Genomic DNA, 18,904 nt, shown 5'->3' on the forward strand with positions numbered 1-18,904 from the left:
TCCGGTCTTGCGATACGACATGCATGAAAGAAATACTAAGCTCTTGTCTTTACGCAATTCCGGACGGAAAGCCGCGCACCCTTTCCTGGAATTGCTGTAGGCGGAACGCTTCAGGTGAAGCGGCCGCCGATCAACTGGCTCCACTGCTCGCCCGCAAGCCCGTTCAGAAAGACCTGCGCGTTCTTCATGGCATCGAGAAGCTCGGGATCGCGTGAATGCACGACGGTCGAGGCGACCGGTATGAAGGCTATGCGTCTTACAAGCATGGCGTCCAGAAGCGCGGGCTGGACGCGGCCGCGCAAGCCGGAGACACCGCGCCGGGCGGCATGCTCGACCAGGCAATCGATCACCGGCCCGGCCTGGCCGGGAAGAGCGAGGACCTGCAGCACGCGGCCGATCCCGTCCGGTCGCGCGTAATAGGCGAAAGCGCCGACATTGGCGCCGTTCGGCGATGCCACCGACACGTAGACAAGCTCTCCGAAATCCGGCTTTTGCGCCGCATCGCCCAGAATATGGTTGAGCTGACCTTCCGCCCACTGCGGACGTAGCGGAAATTGGGCGCAAAGCGGCTCCAGCAGCCCCGCAAAGCTGCCGCTGTCGATCTCGGAGGCCCGAAATGCCCCCCGGCTCGATGCGTTGGCGACGACGCCGGTCCAGCGTCGTTGACTGCCCTTCATTTTGCGAAGGTAGAGCCGGTCGACGATCCGGGCGAGCGGGTTGAACATCCAGGCAAGCTTCATGTGATTGGCAAAAAGGCTGAGCATGAAGGTCGCCGGCCGCATCACGCGAACCCAGTCAAGGCTGTATTGCGGCAGCACAACGCCGCGAAGCCGCGTCCACAGTTTCACGGACGTATCATTGGCGGTTTCGCTGAAGGAGATGTCCTGCGGACCATCGAGGAAGGCCTTCAACAGGCGGGCACCGGCCATCGGATCGGTCTCGTGATCCTCGACCATCAGCGAGCTGCAGATGGCAGCGTAGAGCTGCCGGCCGTTGAATTTCATTGGCAGCGCATGAACGCCGACGAACCCGGAAACCTGGCCGGCGTCATTGACATGGACAAGCGAACGGAGCCCGCTGCCCCAGTCGGGTGCGTCCAGATAAAACCGCCTCATGTAATCGACGAGGGAGGCCGGCGCTGGCCCCCGCTTCTTGCGCAGCATGCGTTGAAACATGCCCGCGACGGCCGCAAGGTCGGCCTGATCGAGGGCGCGGACGACGCTCACGCCGGGCTCCCGGTTCCGGGAACCCGGCCACCATGTTTGCGCGCCATGGCGACACGGGGCTGGCCGTCGGCCGTCACGGCAAAGGTTGGGGTTTCGTAGGATTTCGTTCTCGATAAAAGGGTTGCTATCTGCCGATCTTGACCTTCGCCGAACTCAAATAGCAGCCATCCGCCTGGCTTGAGGAAAGCTGCGGCATCCCGGACCAGCCTTTGGAGGATCGAAATACCGTAAGGGCCGCCGTCGAAAGCTTCCCGAGGTTCGTTCTCCAACAGATGCGCGCTTTCGCTATCGAGACGGGATGAGGAAATATAGGGCGGGTTGCACACAACCATGTCGGCAGCGCCGCGGAGGCCGTCACCCTCGATCGCGGCAAATAGGTCGCCTTGCCGGACCTTGATCCTGTCCTGCAGGGCGAGGCGCACAACATTGCGGCGGGCAAGCGAAACCGTGCTGTCGGTCAGGTCCGCCGCCCACGCCCGAGCCCGAGGACATTCGCTGACGATGCCCACGGCAAGATTGCCGCTGCCGCAGCACATGTCGATCAGGATCGTTTCGTGCGCCTGTTCGCCAAGAATGGCCGCGGCCGTCCGGCCAAGCAGTTCCGTTTCGGCTCGCGGCACCAGGACGTCAGGCGCGAGTTCCAGCTCAACCCGCATGAAGCGGTGCAATCGCGGCCAATTGCGATCGTTTGCACGGCCGGCAGGAAGGCTGTGATGCTGCGGCAAGGAAAATCCCTATCCTGAGGATAAAACGCGGGTTCCCTGTTGTTACCAACTCCGGGTAAATTGATGTTAAAGATCATGATTGGATTGGGAGTAACCGGCCTATGTTGGCGGCGTCCTGTCCCATCAATGGCGGATTCCTGTGCCGCCGCAAGCCGATCCATGCGCTAATTCAGAGCAACGCCTCGTACCGGTCTCCGATCTTTTCAATTTCGAAATCCGCCGCCCTGCTTTTCAGGATCGCGGCGGTTGTCGGCTGGTCGAGCATTCCGGCCATCGCCACTGCCAGGGCCGCGGCATCGCCGACCGGCACCAGGGCGCCGAAGCGGCCGTCATCAAGTATTTCGCGCGGGCCGTGCGGCGCGTCCGTGGAGACCACCGGAATCCCCGCTGCCATGGCCTCGACCAGAACATTGCCGAAGCCCTCGCTGGTCGATGATAGGACGAACAAGTCAGCTACGGCGTAGCAGGCCGCCGGATCATTGACATAGCCCGCAAACAGAACGTCTGCGCCGATACCGGATTCTTCGGCATAGGCGCGCAGCTCGTCGGCCAGCGGACCCTCGCCGAAGATGACAAGCCGGGCCCGGCGGCCGGCGCGCAGCACAGCGAAGGCCCGCAGCAACGTCCAATGATCCTTAACGGGCACCAGGCGTCCGGCGGTGATGATGATGGGGCCGTCGCCCATCGCCGCGAGCTCTGCCTGCCAGGCGTAGGAGCGTTGCTGGGATGCCGCAGCCGGCGGCAGCGGGTTGTTGATGACCACGACCTTGGATTTCGGGAAGCCTCGGGCCACAAGATCGCCGCCGACACCCTCAGAAACCGCGATGGCCCTGGTGGCGCGGGCCGCAACCAGGGCCGAAAGCCAGACCGCCATTTTCGCGCCAAGGCTGCCGGAAGGCAGTGAGGCGGCGGCGTGGAAACTCGGGAAGAACCGCGCCCTGCTTCGCGCGAGGGAAAGCGCCAGCGCCACGACCAGATTGGCGAATTCCGGGGCGCTGTAGATCGCGTCGGGAGAAAGGCGGCCAAGCAGGCCCGCGCTTCGCACGATGCCTTTCAATGTCGCCCACTTGCCATAACCCTCGCCGCGAATGGGGAGGCCGAAATCGACCAGATGCACGGCAGGCGAAAGCAGGGCGGCATTGGGCCCCTGCGCGTTCCAGGTAAAAAGCGTGACGTTGTGGCCGCGCGATGCCAGCTCGTTCGCTATCAGGACGAACACACGCTCGGCGCCGCCGCCCCTGAGGCTGGCAATGTGAAAGACAATCCGCTTCGCCATTTCAGGCGCGGCTGGCAATGACGTCCGGGCGGTTCGGCGGAAGACGCATGTCGCGCACGATACCCAGGGTAATGGCGAGCAACATGCCAAGGATCATGCCGCCAATGGCCCCCAGGCCGATCATCACGACCGTGCGCGGGGGCCATGAACGGCCCTTTGGCGGCACTGCGGTGGAAATCACCTGCACATTGGTGCTGTCGATCTGTTCGCGCTCGGTTATCTGGCGTGCCCGCGACAGGAAGCTTTCATAGATAGCCGTCTTCGACGCGGCGTCACGTTCAAGTTCACGCAAGGCGACCTCGGAATCGCTATCCGAGAACACGTTGCCCTTCAAGTCATTCATCTTGGCATTGAGGGAGGCCGACGAGGTTTTGGCGGCATCGAGATTGACCTTCGCCAGGCGCAGGGTGCGCGCGTATTCGGCGCTGAGTTGCGCGCTGACCGTGTTGTACTCCGTCTTCAGCCTGACGATCGACGGATGACGGGGGCCAAAGGTCATCGACTGCGAATCGATCTGCTGGCGCAGGCCGTTGGCCGTTGCGCGCAGCGCCACAAGCGCCTCCGACGTGGCGGGACCGGAATTGGTGCCGTTTGCGCCGGCGGCAAGCAGGGCGTCGTAACTTGCCTGCGCGGCGATGACGCGCGATTGCGTCTCCACGATCTGGCCGTTGAGCTGGGTCATGGTTTGCGAGGAAACAAGCTGCCCATTGCTGGTGGCCAGATTGTGGCTGCGCCTATAGGCCTCGACCTTCTCTTCGGCCGCCTGCACATCGCTCTTGAGCTGGCCCAGCCGCCCGTCCAGCGCGGCCGCGGCACGGCTGGCGCCGGAAGCCTCGGCGCTGGCCAGCTCTTCCTGGAAAGTCTTGACGATATCCTGCGAAATCAGGATCGCCTTAGCGGGGGTTTCCGCCGATACCATCAAGGTCGTGACAAACGACTTTTCATCCGCGATGCTGCTAACCCGTTCCGCCAGGTTCTTCAGGGCGGTAAGCTTTGGGTCGGGTTTGGCGCCGTCCGTCCCTGTGCGGCTTCGGTCCGCGTCGAAGAACTCCGGGTCACTGGCCAGGTCAAGATCGTCTACAACACGTGAAAGCACGCTGCCCGAGGTCAAGATGCGCTCTTTGCTGCGCGCGCTGAGCAGCTGTCCATCGACCTGGGCCGATTGCGGGTAAAGATCATTCGGAACAACCTGAAGATTGGCGGGATTGATGAGGATGTCCGTGGTCACGGTGTAGCGCTGCTTGCTCAGCAGAGCGTAGGCACCGCCGATGATCCCGCCGGCGATTGCCAGCAGGCATACCAGAGCGAGGCCGGCGCGCAGCCAGACAAACAGACGCCCGAAATCGAGTTCGAGAAAGGTTCCGATCTTGTTGAGCGTCACCGTCGTGACGGGCTCGGCTACAGGCGGCGCCACGGGTGCAGGCGACACAGGGGCCGACGTTACAGGGGCCGACGTTACAGCGGGTGCCGCCGCATGTGCCATGATCGGCGCGGTTTGTTGCGGCTTTGGCCTGCTGGCGCGCCGCGCATTTTCGATCCGTTCATAGGGGCTAATGCCGGCGGCGGCCGCGGCTGGAGGAGGACCGGAAGCGGCGGACATCATGCTAACCCTTTAATATTCAATACGCACAGCCTGCTTTACGGAAACATCGTTAACATTTCATTTTCCAGGCGTGTCAGGCGCGTTCCGGAACAGCGATCTATCCACCCTTGGTCGGTATTCTGCCACGCCCGTCGTAGCCTGGCAAAGCGTGCAGGCGTTTCAAATGGAAATACAAGAGGTCGTCGCGAGGGCACCCGCAAGGAGCGGGCTTGGCGTCATGTCGCTGTTGATGCTGGTTGGCCTTGAAGGGGCGTGCCGAGGCGCCCATCCGGCTTTCGATAAGCGAGCAACAAGATGACGAGCAGCATGATATCCGGCGCCTTCGAAGAAAGGGCATTGTTTGACAATGCCGCGAGAATGGACGCGGCCGCTGCGATATGGGCGGCCCGAGGCGTATTGCGCAGGAGCTTGAAAAGGAACCGGAAGAAAGCAAACGCGAAGAGCAGGGCGATCGGCAGGCCGAACAAAAGCGTAAGAACGACCGGCGTGCTTTCGATGAAGGGGAGGTTGAGCTTTTCGTTGACGATCTTCAACAACTCGTTGGGATTCATGCCAAGCAGGATGTCCCTCCATTCAACGAACTTGAATACATCGTAGATCTTGACGCGCGCGTCGTAATTTTGATCAAAGAGCGTGTTGCTGAAGCGGTTCAGCAGCCCCGCCGAAAAGAGTATCGCAATCAGTATGGCGCCACCGGCCAGCGTCAGCATCAGCACCAGGAGTTTGGCCTGGCGTTGATGTCTGGGTGACAAGTCCGGCCAAGGCAGGAACACGAGCAGGAACAGGATCTCGCCGCAAGCGAGCAGCAGGGCGGTGCGCGCGCCCGAAGCGGCCGTGCCGATGAAGAGAATGAAGATGCAAAGCGCGCACACCCAGATACGCCACCGCGTCAATGCAACGAAACCTATGGCGGTGGTGCAAAGCGCGCCCAGCGCCAGCGGATGGGCCGACAGTCCGATCGGCCGAAAGTCCAGCTCAACGAGGGGATAGGGCAGGAATCGATGCTGGGTGACGGCCTCGATCGTTCCGATGATGGCGCTGAGGACGATCATGCCGACGATGACATTGCCAAGCGCCCTGCGCACATGGTCACCCAGGGCAAGCATGATCATCGCCGCGGCACAAGAGACCAGATAGGAATCGATTATGAAGCCGGCCGAGCCGGCACGGCCTATCACGAAGAGATAAGGCACCAGCCACAACAGCAGCAGCGAATATAACAATGTCGCCTTGAACAGCCTGACTTCATCGCCTTCGAGCCGAATTGGCCGGGTCGTGGCGATGACGACAAGCAGCAGAAAGATGGCATAGGTCCCGATATGCAGCTTTTCGGGAAACGACCCCCCCTCCGTCGAATAGGACATCACCATATTCATCAACTGCGGAGAGATGGTCGAGCGGAGCAGGAAAGCGAAGGCCGCGAGGAGAAAGAACAGGAGTGTGAGGGCGTCTTGGCGGCTGGCCTGCGCGGTCACGAACTGTTGCTCTGTGGGGGTGACACTCACGATTATCCGACCAGCGTTGCGGCTTGCGATTGAGATGGCAGGGGACGAACGCGCCCCCGGGTACATTTTCCTGCACGAACGTAAAGGAATATGGATAACCCGATCTTAACAGTGGCGATGCCGGGCATGGGCCGCCACATGTCAGCTTTGCCGAAAAGCCGGACACCGCTCATTGAAATCTCACCAAAGTGCGCCGCGTGGGAACGAATGCACGCAATGCACTTGCGCGACATGCATCGGCAGCCGGATTTACGCTATTTCGTGAACTCGGTAACCCACACTTAATTGGCCGGTCGTATTGATGGCGATGCTTTGCACGGCGCCCGACGCGCTGCCTGTGGACGGCACAATGGCATCAGGCGCCGGCAAAGCGCAGGAGATCAAGGTGAAGAAATTCTATTCGATTCAGTATCTTCGCGCCTGCGCCGCCTTGCTGGTTCTGTTCGCACACGCCTTTTCCTATCAGATTGGCGTGGACAATCTGATTATTGTGACGGCGGGCCGCCTGGGCGTCGTTCTGTTCTTTGTCATCAGCGGTTTCATAATGGTCCATATTACGGGAGATGGTCCGTTTTCCGCTGCCACCTTCCTGAAACGCCGAGCAATCCGGATCATCCCCCTTTACTGGCTTTTCACCAGCCTCGCCGCGGTTCTGGCGGCGCTCGCGCCAAGTCTCTTCCAGAAGACCGTCTTTACATGGCCCCACTATCTTCAGTCGCTCCTCTTCATTGTTCACGAAGCGCCTGGACGGGATAGCGCCAGTCCAATCCTCTCACTCGGCTGGACGCTCAATTACGAGGTATTTTTCTATATCGCTTTTGCGGTGTTCGCATTCCTGTCCGTGACCTCGCGCGTATTTGTGCTGACGGTCTTTTTCATTGCGATGTGGATATCCGGGCTGTGGCTGGCTCCCACCAACCCTGTTATCCAGTTCTATCTCAACCCTTCTCCGGTGGCATTCGTAATCGGCATGTGGATAGGGCGGCGCTATTTGGACGGTGATTTCACTTCCGACATACGCCGTGCCTGGATATTCGGCGTAATGACCGCTGCAGGCGTGGTGCTTTCATTCGTCGATGACGGTACGCCGCTCTTGGGTCAGATCAGCTTCGCGGGACAAGCAATGTGGGCGGCGGGCCTGCTTCATCTCAGCCTCATTCTGGAGCCGAAACTCAAGCACTGGAGCCTTCTCGAGCAGTTGGGCGACGCTTCCTACGCGCTTTATCTGTCGCATATCTTCGTGATCGGCGCTGTGGCGTACCTGGCCAGACGCACCGTCGGATACGAGCATCCGACAACGGTATGGTTGGTGTCGGTGGTCAGCATCGTGGCAGCCTGCCTCGTCAGTCTGGTGATTTACGAGATGATCGAGAAGCCGATTCTTCAGACCCTGAACGGCAGAAGGAAGACGAGAAACACACCGCTTCCTCATATTGCCACGGAGAACAAATAAGCAGGTCACGCAACGGGACGCTCACGGCTTTCAGCGCTTCAGTCAGCCCGCGCTGTCCACGACCTCGACATTGCCGGCGCGGTTAAGCGTATGAATGCCCGTGCGTGCCCATGCTGGACCCGCGCCGATCGGCCGGGGCGAGGCGAAGCGGACGTCTGACGCGTCGAGTCGCTCAAGCTGCATCAGCCCCAGACCACCGCCATAGGCCCTCGATCCGTTCTGCACCGGCAGCACCAGGGCATCGTCCTGGCGGATAAAGGCGCCGCCCGGCCGGGTGGCCGAATGATCGACGGCAATGGGATTGAGCGGATGGGCGACCCATGGCCCGCGCAGCGAGGGCGCGCAATAGACCGCCATCGTGTCCGACGCGCTGCCGTAGCCGAACCGCTCCGTTCCAACCAGCCAGAAGCGACCGTCGGATTCGAGCAGCGTCGCGTCGTTGAAATCCCTGTCCGTCATCAGCACCGTGTCGCGGACCCAGCGGTCGGGAAACTGCGCGGCGCGATAGAGCACAAGTTCGCGAGCCGAACCACTTTCGGGGATCATGAAAATCTCGCCATCGTGTGCGAACACCTGCGGATACGACAGGTGGTGCGCTTCCTCCAATACAACCCTTGGAACACCGAAAGTGCCATCGTCACCGAGCTCGGCGACGGAAATCACGCCGCGACTCGTCGCGTAGGGGAATTCCTCGACAAACAGATGATGGCGGCGGTCGGTCTCGAAGACGAACGGGTCGGCATAGAAGCGTTGGCCATCGTCCGGCAGGACTGTGAACGGTTTGCCGTCGAGTTGCCCGGTTTCGGCGATGCCTGGTCCGTCGATCACCCGATAGGCAACCTGCCAATAGAAGGGGCGTCGTCCCCGCCTGATTTTTTGCACGGCGCGATCGATCAAAGCCCTGCCGAAAAGGGGCACATAGTGTCGAACAAAACTGTCGTTCTTCAGGATCGGCACCGGGTTGTCGCTTACCGGCACAAGCTTGCCCGCAAAGAAGCGGGCGACGGTTTGCATGATCAGCGACATGGCGCCGGCGAGCAGGTCGTTGCAGCTTCGAGATAGCCAGAGCCTGTCTGCCAGCATCGGTCTAGCCTGGGCCACGACAACGCCATCGAGGCGAGCGCCAAGTTCAGGCAATTGTCCGCTCGCCAACATTGCGGCAACGCCGGCTGGAAAGCTGTTGCGGCCGCAAAATTCGAGCCTCAGGACTGGCGCGCCTTGCCCCGTTGCGCTGGCAGTGAGATCTATGACGAGGTCCGGAGGGCCGCGATCGATGGGCGGCAGCGGCTCGGACCGGCCCGCCAGCGAGGGACCGAAACGCCGGCTCTCGATCGCCAAGACAGTGTCCAGCCCCCGAGCGGTTGGCGCCGCCGCCGGCGCGTTGCAACTCGAGACCACATAACCTGCCGCATCCAACCGCTTAAAAAGCTCATTTTCCCAGCGCCGGGATGCGACGGCGTGGCCGATGATTAAAATATTAGTCAACCCAAGTTATTCTCGTTAAAGCAAAAAATGGCTTTGCTTTGGTATCTTTCCCCACTGTTCCTGGCAAGGGTTGCCCAAGGGGGGCTGCGGACTCTAGCGTTAATCATACGTTAATTTTTTTGAATACGAAGGCGGTTCAGGGCGCTATTGTTAGGCTGTAAGCACATATCAGCCGGGCGCCCACGCTTTCGGTGACCAGGGTCAACCATGAACGCCGTTTCACATCCGAAATTGCCCTCAAGGCGAAAACTGCTGATCGTGTTCGGCACGAGGCCGGAGGCGCTCAAATGTTTTCCGGTGGCGCGCGCCGCGCTTGCCCATCCGGGCTTTACCACGGAAATATGTGTGACGGGCCAGCATCGCGAGATGGTCGATCAGGTCATTGAACTGACGGGCCTGCCGGTGCACTACGATCTCAACATCATGCAGCCAGGTCAGACGTTGTTCGACGTGACCTCGCGCGTGCTCCTCGGAATGGCGGGGGTGCTGGAGAAGGCGAAGCCGGACATCGTCGTCGTCCAGGGCGACACAACCACCGCGATGACCGCGGCTCTAGCTGCCTTCTACAAGCACATTCCGGTTGCCCATATCGAGGCGGGATTGCGCAGCCACAACATCAACTCTCCCTTTCCGGAGGAACTGAACCGCAAGATTGCCGGCAACATCGCCACCTGGCATTTTGCGCCGACCACCGAGGCGCGCGACAATCTCATCGCCGAAGGAAAGGCTGCGAACACCATCTTCGTAACCGGCAATACCGTGATCGACACGCTGCTGCATTTCTCCAGCGAGATCGATGCCGACAAGTTGATGAACGCCAAGCTCGCCGCTCGTTTCCCCTTCATCGATCCGACCAAGAAAATGATACTCGTCACCGGTCATCGCCGTGAGAATTTCGATGGCGGCATCCAGAGAATCTGCACCGCGCTGAAGGCATTGTCGGCGCGCAGGGATGTGCAGATCATCTACCCGGTCCATCCCAACCCGAATGTGCGCTCCGTGGTCGAGGCCGAAATCGGGACGGTGCCGAACATCCACCTGATCGACCCGCAGGACTATTTGCCGTTCCTGTACCTGCAGAAACAGAGCTACCTGGTGTTGACCGACAGCGGCGGCGTGCAGGAAGAGGCGCCTTCACTCGGCAAGCCGGTGCTGGTAATGCGGGAAAACACGGAGCGACCCGAAGGGATCGCCGCTGGTACTGCCCGGCTGGTCGGCACCGATATCGAAAAAATTCTGGCCAATGCCAATAGCCTGCTCGATGATGAGAGCGTCTATCGCGGCATGGCGGAGAGGCACAATCCATACGGCAATGGCCAAGCTGCGAGCCGGATCGTTGAGGAATTGCTGAATCATGGCTGAAATCAAAACCGTTTCCGTTATCGGCATGGGCTATATCGGCCTGCCGACCTGTGCCATTTTTGCCAGCCGCGGACTCGATGTCATCGGTGTCGATATCAACGAGGCGGTGGTCGCGAAGGTCAACCGCGGCGAAATCCACATCATCGAACCGGACCTGGATGGTTTGATCCAGAAAGTTGTCGCCAATGGCAAGCTCAAGGCATTCAGCACGCCTCAGCCCGCCGATGCCTATATTATCGCCGTTCCAACTCCGATCACCCCGGACCGCAAGCCGGATGTCAGCTACGTGCTTGCGGCAGCGCGAAGCATCGCTCCGGTGCTAAAACGGGACGACCTGGTGGTGCTGGAATCAACATCGCCGGTCGGTACGACGCGTGTCATGACAGCGCTGCTCGCGGAACTGCGACCCGATCTCAAATTTCCCGTTGCGCATGGCGAGGAAGCTGACGTCCTGGTCGCCTACTCTCCCGAGCGCGTGCTGCCGGGAAAGGTGCTGACCGAGCTGATCAACAATGATCGCTCGATCGGCGGACTGTCCCGAAAGTCTTCGGAGCGGACAGCGGCACTCTATTCAAGCTTCGTCGCCGGCGACCTGTTCATAACCCAGGCCGAAAGCGCGGAACTGGTTAAGCTGACTGAAAATGCGTTCCGCGATGTCAATATCGCCTTCGCCAATGAGCTTGCGGCGGTGTGCCAGGATCTGTCGCTCAACGTCTGGGAGGTAATCGATCTCGCCAACCGGCATCCTCGCGTGAACATCCTGCAGCCGAGCCCGGGCGTGGGCGGCCACTGCATTGCGATCGATCCGTATTTTATCATCGACGCCGCACCGAACAATACGCGGCTGATCAGTTCGGCACGGCGCATCAATTCCGAGCGACCCTTGTCGGTGGTCAGGGACATCGAGGCATTGCTCGACCCGACCCGCAAGCAGACGATCGCCTGTCTTGGCCTCAGCTTCAAACCCAATATCGACGATATGCGCGAGAGCCCGGCTGTCGAGGTTGTTAAGCTTCTGTCCAAGATTCCCAATATCAAGATCGTCGCTGCCGAGCCCAATGCGCGTCAGTTGCCACACGAGCTCGAGGGCAGCGGCGTCATGTTCACCGATGCACTTTCCGCTATTGACCAATCCGATATCGTCGTCCTGCTGGTCGACCATCGACAATTCAATCTGATCGATCCCGAAGCGCTCAAGGACAAGAAGCTCGTCGACACACGGGGCCTGTGGACCTGGCGCAAGGCGCGCAAGCCCGACGCCCGCATCGAAGGCAAGAAATCCGAAATGGAACGCTCGCAGTCTCTCGCTCGCACCGGAGAAGCGGCATGAACTCGCATGACCCGGCATGGGCGCAACACTCCCTATTGGCATCACGCCGCCGCGAGTTTCTCGGTGCGACCATCCATGCGCTGACCATGGCCGAGACGCTGGCCATCGCAGACGAGGCGATGGCGACGCGGCGGCCGCTTCATCATGTTGTCGTGAACGTCGCCAAGCTTGTGAACATGCGCAAGAATGCCGAACTGCGCGAGGATGTCGTCGGGGCGGATATGGTCAATGTCGACGGCAAAGGCGTGCTTTGGGGCGCACGGCTCTGCGGCGTCGAGTTGCCGGAGCGTGTGACGGGCGTCGACGTCATGATCAACCTGCTTGCGCTGTGCGCCAAGCGTGGCTATCGCCCCTACCTGCTGGGCGCTGAACAGCACATTCTCGACGCAGTTGAAAGCCGACTTGCCAGAGATCATCCGAGCCTGGCCATTGCCGGCCGGCGCAATGGGTATTTCAAGGCGGAGGAAGAGGCCGCGATCGTCGAGGCCATCAACGCTTCAGGTGCCGACTGCCTGTTTGTGGCGATGCCCACGCCGAGCAAGGAGCGCTTTCTCAAGCGCTATCGCGACGTACTCGCTCCGAGTTTCGTCATGGGCGTGGGCGGCAGCTTCGACGTCTATGGTGGAAAGGTCGCCCGGGCACCGAAACTGGTTCAGGCGGCCGGCCTGGAGTGGCTGTTTCGCGTGGCGCAGGAGCCGCGACGCTTGTGGCGCCGCTACTACGATACCAACACCGCCTATGCACTGCTGCTGTGGCGTGAGTTCTGGTCTCGCCGGGGACGCCGAAACGTCAATCCGTAGGCTCGCGACTTTTCAGACAAGCATGCCTCATAGCGCGGGATTTATGCGATCCGGAGCCGTGCCCTTAGCTTGCCGATGAACTGCGTCACGGCCGCGGGGTGAAACAACCAGGTCAGTCCCAGGAATGCCGCAGCGCCGGCGACACCGCCCGCCGCGAGCGGAAAGATCGCCGGCATATTGCCCAGCCCAGTGCTGGCAAGGCTGGCGGCCAGTCCGGTGCAGATAGAAATGATGACCGAGACAGCGATGTCGCGCCAGGGAACCGGCACCGGCGTGAGCCTCTCGGCGATGACGATGCAGGCTGCAAGACCTGCCAGCGATCCGCCCGCCAACGCCAAAGCCGCGCCAACCTCCGCCATGGTGGGAATCAACAGAAAAGACAGTGAAATCGTTGCCACCGAGCCGAAGGAATTGGCGATGATCAGCAACCACGGCCGCTTATGTGCGTGCACCACGACGCCATAAACGAAGCTTGTGAGATTGGCACAAAGAACGCTGAAGGCGATGATCGGGAACAGCAGGCCGAAGCGACCATGATATTCCGCGGGCAGCAGGAGTCGCGTGATGTCGCCGCTGAGCGCGATAAGCATTGCTGCGACCGGCAGGCAAAGGCGTATCATCAAAGCCATGAGTTGCGACAACAACCGCCCGGACGCCTCGGATCCCTCTTCGTCGAAGCGGCTGACCACTTCTGGAAATGCGCCCATGTTGATTGCGTTGGCGACCATATCGATCGGCTGCCGAGCCAATGCGTAGGCGGCTGCGAAGACAGCCACCGCGCCGGCATCGTAGTAGAGCTTGAGGAAGACGCGTTCAGCGCTGTTGAGACCGAAACCGACCAGCGCCATGATGACCAGGGGCACGCCGAGGGCAAAAAACTCCTTGTGGGTGAAGCGCGGCGGGCCGCCAATAACGCGCCCGGATGCCACCACGCACGCCACGATGCCGGCAATCAGCACGGCGAGGCTCGAGCCGAGCGATACCGTCAGAAACGAGCGTTGGAAGATAAGGATGGCGGCGATCGGCAAGGCGAGTTGCAGCAGGCCGCGCAGATATTCAAGCATCGAATAGAGGGAATGACGCTGCTGCATTTGCAGCACCGTCAACGCGAACCGGCTGATGGAGCCGGCAATCAGATAGCTGCAGACGGCGATTGCAAATTCGATCCAGCGCTCCGGCACGATCACCGCCGAGGCGATCACGGATATGATCAGGGCCAGCACCGTGGTGACAAGCAATACCTGTCCGGCAAGCATCAGGCTGCCACGGCTGACGTCGCCTTTTCCGCCAAGCCGCAGCAAGGCAATGCGCAGCCAGTTGGTAACGGCAACATCCGTCATTTCGCCCACGGTGACCACCAGGGTCAGCAGGCCATACTCCGTCTGGTCGATCAGCCGCGTCATGACGACCAGCAGGAGCAGAGCGGAAACCCGCGTCAGCAGAATAGCTGGGCCATAGATGAGTGTGGAACGGAGCAGCAAAGGGTTGTTCCCGGAAAATTTGCCGTCGATTAATCGTTGACCGACGGGAATTCCAGCACGATGACGGCAAAGGGTGAACGGATACAGTTTGAACCAAAAGATTTGTCGTAAATCTTTTTTGGATCCTTTGCTTTACGGTCACCCGGCATCCGCAATCCAAATGGTGTCATGTTGCAGCGTCTCGCCCACAATAGAAAAATACATGTCCTGGTCGCAACGCCCTCGGGCGTTTCGGGACAAGGCGGCATCGACCGGATCATGGGGGCGCTGAAGCAGGAGTTCGAACGGCAAGAGATCGCCGACATCGATCTGCGCTTTCTTTCCAGCCGTGGCCCGGGACATGTCGGGCTTTCGATCTTCTACATGCTTGGTTTTTGCGCGCGGATGCTTGCGGCCCGCCTCGACAGACGCGCCGACGTCATTCACATCAATATATCGGTCTCCGGCAGCACCTATCGCAAGATGATGATCGCCGCCTGCGCCAGGCTGTTGTCGATACCATATGTCCTTCATCTGCATGGGGCGCAGTATCAGACATTCTGGAAAGATGATCATAGTTTCATGAGCCGCCGTATCAGGGCTCTGTTCGAGCATGCCGGCCGGGTGATTGTCCTGGGGGAGCTTTGGCGCGATTTCGTCGCCAGCCGGGCACCGGCGAACGGCGGCAATATTGTCATCGTTCCCAACGCCACGGCAGTTCCTTCCCTGGCGCATGTCGGCGGAGGCGATCACGTGCACATCCTGTTCCTCGGCCGCATCGGCGAGCGAAAGGGCGTGCCGCAGTTGGGCGAGGCGCTGGAGCGGATGAAACATCTCAGGGGTTGGCGTGCCACGATCGCCGGCGATGGTGAGGTCGAGCCGGCACGAGCGAGGTCGGTCGCTCTAGGGATTGCCGACCGTATTGCTTTTCCGGGCTGGGTGGGACCTGACGAGGTCGCATCACTGATCGCTTCGGCCGATATTCTGGTGCTCCCCTCGTTCGCCGAAAATCTGCCAATGTCGGTGATCGAAGGCATGGCGGCCGGCCTGGCTGTCGTGGCCACCCCGGTTGGCGCGGTCGAGGACATCATCACCCACGAACAATCCGGTCTGTTGGTGCCGCCCGGCGATGTGGCGGCGTTGACCGAGGCGTTAACTCGGCTGGTCGAGGATACGGCGCTGCGCGCGCGGCTTGGCGCCGCCGCCATGGCGGTGCACCGGGAAAGGCTTGAGCTTGCACCGTTTGTCGACGCGATCTGCGATGTCTGGAGATCGGTCGCGTCCGAGGCGCGATCGGTCAAGCGCTGACGCTGTCCTTCATTGTCGTCACTGCGGCGGGCCAAGCGCGAATTCGCGGTGGAATATCTCCAGGTTCAAAAGCGCCCATATCAGTTTTTCGTGGTCCGCGGCGCGCTCGGCGTGCTCCCTGACAATCTGGTCCAGCTTCTTGGCGCTCAAATAGCTACGGATGACCGAATGGGACGAACACAGATGGTCCCGTACATAATCGCTCATCGGCCCGCGGAACCATTCGGCGACGGGCACCTTGAAGCCGATCTTTGGGCGGTTGAGGACCTCGTCGGGAACCATGCCGGCCATGCAGTCGCGCAGGATCTGTTTGCTGTGCAGGAGGCCCAGCCTGTAACGATCGGGCAGTTGGCTGACGAAGGAAACCAGATCGCGATCAAGGAATGGCATTCGCCCCTCGATTGAACCGGCCATCATCATCCGGTCGCCCCGTTCCAAGAGGTTGTCGGGCAACCACGATGTCTGATCAAAAAACAACACACGGCGCAGATGGGATTCCGTCACACTCGAAGAGAACGGGAAATCGTTGCGGTCATGGCCGCAAGTGGCCAACCCACCGAGGAGCGAATCGCGTTCCCGCGCCGTCATGGCTCCAAACCAGGAGATCATCCGGGTTGCAAAGTCCCGTTCACCCGCGCTTCGGGCAAATATGTCGAACTTGGCCGATGCGCCGGGCAATGCGCGCATCAAAGGGGCGAGGAGATTGTTGTGAAGCGACGCTGGAACAAGTGACCGGTAGACACCCGCCAGAGACTCTGCGCGATGTTTGGGGTAGCCGCCGAGAATCTCGTCCGCCCCTTCGCCCGTAAGCACCATCTTGACGTCCCGCGAGGCTCGAACCGACATCAGGTAAATTGGAATGTCCGTACTTTGTGAAACAGGTGCCCCCCGATGGCGGACCATCTTAGGCAGATGATTCATCAGGTCATCCGCCTGGATGACGATTTCGCAATGATCGGTCTTGAAATGATCGGCGACGCGCCGGGCGAATGGAAGCTCGCTGTAAGCCTGTTCGCTGAAACCGACCGAAAACGTACGAATGGGGTTGTCGCTGTGCCTGGTCATCAGGGCAACGATTGCCGACGAGTCGAGCCCCCCGGATAGAAAGGCGCCAAACGGCGCATCACTGCGCATCCTGATCTCGACAGAACGGTCGAGCAATTCCAGAAATCGCCGCTTGGCGGTTCCTGGATCGATATCCGCTGTCAGATCGGTCTGATCCGGGGGCGCATAGTAGCGCGTTTCCGTTACTTCCCCTTGCGACCACACAGCGTAGCTTCCCGGGTTGAGCTTGCGGATCTGTTTGAAAAGCGTCCGCGGTCCAGGCACGTAACGCCAGGTCAGATACTCGCGCACTCCATCCAGATCGAGCTGCTGGCCATCTGGCTGCGCAGACAACAACGCGCTGATCTCCGAGGCAAACGACAGCAAATTTCTGCCTTGCATGAGGTAAAGGGGTTTTTTTCCAAAGGGGTCGCGAGCGAGGATCAATTCGCGCCGTTGAGCGTCCCACAGCGCAAAAGCGAACATCCCGCTCAATCGGTCGAACATGGCCAGGCGCCACTGGTCATAAGCCCTGAGCAGCACTTCCGTGTCGGAGCGTGTGCGAAAACGGTGGCCGAGACCGATCAACTCCTCACGCAACTCGATGTAGTTGTATATTTCGCCGTTGAAAATAATCCGGAGCCGTCCGTCCTCGGTCTGCATCGGCTGATTTGAATCGGCGTTTAAGTCAATAATCGCCAGGCGGCGATGCACCAATGCCAACTGGTCCTCGCCTGTGTTCAGGTCCAGGAGTTCGATGCCTTCGGCATCGGGACCACGATGCTGCAAGGCATTCGACATCCCGGCGGCCCGATCTTGTGGCTTCTCGACCCTGCGCCCAATCCAGCCGGCAATTCCGCACATTCTTTCCCTTGGCCCTCTTTCCCTTGTTTGCGTATGATCGAGGACACCAATCTACAGCGAATATATTAAATAGCTGCTCGGTGGAGTGATTTTAAAACTGAGCCTGATTTGGTTCGATCAGGCCCTCTCGGCTGCAACTGGAGACGACAGTCCTTGGTTTCACGCGATTGATCGCCAGCAACCAGGCAGACCGCTCGAACCGATCCTGACCCGATGACGAGTTATGGCAGGCCCAGTGCCCGCAACATCTCCCGGTCCGGGATCGCAGGCCCCTTGGGTTGGATAACACTCATTCCGTAAGGATTGGAGAATTCCCAGGCCGACCACGGCATCGCGAAGCGTTCCGCCTCTCTGCGCACTGCCATGAGATAGCGCAGGCGATCAGCATCGAAAGCTCCCATGCGGCCATCCGCAGACATCAGGATAACGCCGAATTCGCCCACGAACAGGCGTCTGCTCGCTATGCCATGGGCTTCAGCCCAGTCGACCGCCTGACGGAAACCCGCTTCGAGCTGGCTCTGCCCCCAATTCTGCTCAAAGTATCGGGCGATCGTTTCACGCGCCGAGGCCATGTTCATCACCTCTTCGATCTGGCTCAAGCCGGCGGCGTCCATCTGCGCCTTGAGGGTTTCGGCGACCACTTCGGGCGTGCTGGCGTCGGCAGGCCAGGGAAGGCCGGAGGAGAAAGCGTTCTTGTCATCGGCCCGCTGGTGCGTGAAGCTGTGCGGATCATACATGTGGAAGCTGTAATAGACGTTGGGGTCGTCGAAGTTGGGGTCCAGGTTGACCAGTCCCGCGATGCTCCCGCCGCAGGCGCCGGTCGCGACGATGGTGAGTTCGCTGCTGACGGCGCGAATATCGCGAACCGTGCCTGCCATGATCCGCTGCCAGTCATCGCTGCCGCTTGAATCGCAAGGGTAGTAGGCGGGCTCGTTATAGGGCTCGAGGGCGACCTTGTCGGCGCCAATTTTGATCAGCATGGCAGCCACCGCCACTACCATTTTGCGATAGCGGGCAACACCCTCGCTGTCGGCCCCGCCATGGATCATTTCCATGCTGTAGGCCGGAACCTGGCTGACGCCATGCAGATCGAAAACCACCTTGAGCCCGCTTGAAACCACCCGCTGCACCGCAGCGGCAAGCATGTCCAGCGCCTGTTGTCGTTTGGCGCCCTCGCTGGCAAGCAGAGGGCCAGGGTCGACACTCAGCCGGACAAAGTCGAAGCCCATGGATCGAATGCGACCAAACTGGTCGCCGTCCGGCCAATCGGTGAGCGGCCTGCCGCCCGCAAGCCATTCCTTCTCGCTGCGATAGGGCGGCCATTTGTAGGAACCATCTTTCTCCACCGGCGACCAGTTGAGCCATTCATGGACGCCAACGCCGCGCTCAAGCGGGATCGGCGCCGCCTCGGCTGACAAAGCCATGCCAAGCGCGCACGCTATGACGTAGACAACTTTTCTCAT

General features: G+C 60.5%; 14 protein-coding genes. 5 read left to right on the top strand and 9 right to left on the bottom strand.

Translation table 11 applies throughout. From position 1 onward, the window contains the following. Positions 1–110: 110 nt before the first annotated feature. The 5 genes from NKI37_RS04070 to NKI37_RS04090 form a co-directional block, all read right to left on the bottom strand. Entirely contained in the window at positions 111–1,226 is a 1,116-nt protein-coding gene (locus tag NKI37_RS04070; RefSeq protein ID WP_023671790.1) for a hypothetical protein, read from the bottom strand. After that, on the bottom strand, positions 1,223–1,951 hold the full coding sequence (locus tag NKI37_RS04075; RefSeq protein ID WP_023671791.1) for a N5-glutamine methyltransferase family protein: 729 nt from the start codon (positions 1,949–1,951) through the stop codon (positions 1,223–1,225). Before NKI37_RS04075 ends, NKI37_RS04070 begins: the two co-directional genes overlap by 4 nt. Positions 1,952–2,120: 169 nt before the next feature. Then, on the bottom strand, positions 2,121–3,227 hold the full coding sequence (locus NKI37_RS04080; RefSeq protein ID WP_023671792.1) for a glycosyltransferase: 1,107 nt from the start codon (positions 3,225–3,227) through the stop codon (positions 2,121–2,123). A 1-nt stretch (position 3,228) separates the two neighbouring features. Next, entirely contained in the window at positions 3,229–4,827 is a 1,599-nt protein-coding gene (locus NKI37_RS04085; RefSeq protein ID WP_031243977.1) for a GumC family protein, read from the bottom strand. 218 nt (positions 4,828–5,045) lie between these two features. Continuing rightward, complete coding sequence (locus tag NKI37_RS04090) at positions 5,046–6,305, bottom strand: VpsF family polysaccharide biosynthesis protein (protein WP_023751290.1); 1,260 nt, start codon at positions 6,303–6,305, stop codon at positions 5,046–5,048. A 379-nt stretch (positions 6,306–6,684) separates the two neighbouring features. On the opposite strand from NKI37_RS04090, the gene NKI37_RS04095 reads away from it, so the two are divergent. Next, the gene (locus NKI37_RS04095; protein WP_352789534.1) at positions 6,685–7,788 is read left to right on the top strand and encodes an acyltransferase family protein; all 1,104 of its coding nucleotides are present in this window, start codon (positions 6,685–6,687) and stop codon (positions 7,786–7,788) included. Between the two features lie 42 nt (positions 7,789–7,830). Here NKI37_RS04095 and NKI37_RS04100 read toward each other — a convergent pair whose 3' ends face one another. Further along, positions 7,831–8,745 carry a glucosamine inositolphosphorylceramide transferase family protein gene (locus tag NKI37_RS04100; RefSeq protein WP_352624245.1) on the bottom strand — a complete coding sequence of 305 codons (915 nt, stop codon included), beginning with the start codon at positions 8,743–8,745 and terminating at the stop codon, positions 7,831–7,833. Positions 8,746–9,480: 735 nt separating this feature from the next. On the opposite strand from NKI37_RS04100, the gene wecB reads away from it, so the two are divergent. From wecB to NKI37_RS04115, 3 genes are read left to right on the top strand one after another with little or no spacing between them, the layout of a single operon-like run. Next, positions 9,481–10,635: a non-hydrolyzing UDP-N-acetylglucosamine 2-epimerase gene (wecB, locus tag NKI37_RS04105; protein ID WP_023804769.1), complete on the top strand. Its 1,155-nt coding sequence runs from the start codon at positions 9,481–9,483 to the stop codon at positions 10,633–10,635. Continuing rightward, on the top strand, positions 10,628–11,965 hold the full coding sequence (gene wecC / locus NKI37_RS04110; protein WP_023686301.1) for a UDP-N-acetyl-D-mannosamine dehydrogenase: 1,338 nt from the start codon (positions 10,628–10,630) through the stop codon (positions 11,963–11,965). Before wecB ends, wecC begins: the two co-directional genes overlap by 8 nt. Beyond that, positions 11,962–12,765 carry a WecB/TagA/CpsF family glycosyltransferase gene (locus tag NKI37_RS04115; RefSeq protein WP_023725122.1) on the top strand — a complete coding sequence of 268 codons (804 nt, stop codon included), beginning with the start codon at positions 11,962–11,964 and terminating at the stop codon, positions 12,763–12,765. The genes wecC and NKI37_RS04115 overlap by 4 nt, the downstream gene beginning before the upstream one ends. A 41-nt stretch (positions 12,766–12,806) precedes the next feature. On the opposite strand, the gene NKI37_RS04120 is transcribed toward NKI37_RS04115, so the two are convergent. Further along, on the bottom strand, positions 12,807–14,246 hold the full coding sequence (locus NKI37_RS04120; protein ID WP_352789530.1) for a lipopolysaccharide biosynthesis protein: 1,440 nt from the start codon (positions 14,244–14,246) through the stop codon (positions 12,807–12,809). A gap of 168 nt (positions 14,247–14,414) precedes the next feature. Between NKI37_RS04120 and NKI37_RS04125 the strand changes: the two genes are divergently transcribed. Further along, on the top strand, positions 14,415–15,533 hold the full coding sequence (locus NKI37_RS04125) for a glycosyltransferase family 4 protein (protein ID WP_352789527.1): 1,119 nt from the start codon (positions 14,415–14,417) through the stop codon (positions 15,531–15,533). An 18-nt stretch (positions 15,534–15,551) separates the two neighbouring features. Here NKI37_RS04125 and asnB read toward each other — a convergent pair whose 3' ends face one another. Both asnB and NKI37_RS04135 read right to left on the bottom strand, forming a co-directional pair. Next, complete coding sequence (gene asnB, locus NKI37_RS04130; RefSeq protein ID WP_352789524.1) at positions 15,552–17,441, bottom strand: asparagine synthase (glutamine-hydrolyzing); 1,890 nt, start codon at positions 17,439–17,441, stop codon at positions 15,552–15,554. Positions 17,442–17,662: 221 nt separating this feature from the next. Next, positions 17,663–18,904 (bottom strand): glycoside hydrolase family 5 protein, encoded by a 1,242-nt coding sequence (locus NKI37_RS04135; RefSeq protein ID WP_031192949.1) that lies wholly within the window; start codon positions 18,902–18,904, stop codon positions 17,663–17,665.

This window comes from Mesorhizobium sp. M0626, assembly GCF_040320665.1.
In the GTDB taxonomy this organism is placed as follows: Bacteria; Pseudomonadota; Alphaproteobacteria; order Rhizobiales; family Rhizobiaceae; genus Mesorhizobium.